This is a genomic window from Escherichia sp. 93.1518 (genome assembly GCF_013368915.2).
Classification (GTDB): domain Bacteria; phylum Pseudomonadota; class Gammaproteobacteria; order Enterobacterales; family Enterobacteriaceae; genus Escherichia; species Escherichia ruysiae.
Genome location: NZ_JABWMT020000114.1, coordinates 1 through 351, shown reverse-complemented (window position 1 = coordinate 351; position 351 = coordinate 1). Strand labels below are relative to the sequence as shown.

General features: G+C 57.0%; 1 protein-coding gene. It reads right to left on the bottom strand.

Annotation, left to right across the window (positions count from 1 at the left end):
- Positions 1 to 351: TipJ family phage tail tip protein (gpJ, locus tag HEN21_RS22675; protein ID WP_445297817.1), on the bottom strand; the 351-nt coding region annotated here is incomplete at both ends.

The window sequence follows — 351 nt, the reverse complement described above, 5'->3', positions numbered from 1 at the left end:
GCACACCGAAGGTAAAGCGCAGACGGTCGATGTTTGCAGACGTGATGGTCCGGGTGATCGGCGTGTCGTATTTCACTTCCGTACCCAGCACCGTCTCGGAACCGGAGGATTCAAATCCCTCCGGCGGTGTCTGCTCCTGCTCACCTGCCCGGAACACCACCGTAACACCGGAGATGTTGGTATTCCCCTCACTGTCCAGCACCGGTGTACTGTTCAGCAGCACGCTTTTTAATCCATCCACCGGACCTTCTATCGGCCCTTCGCTGATGGCATCGATCACACTCAGTAACTGCGTGGATTTCAGGTTGTCCTTCGCTTCGCGCGGGGTATGCCCCTTACTGCTGCCTTTAC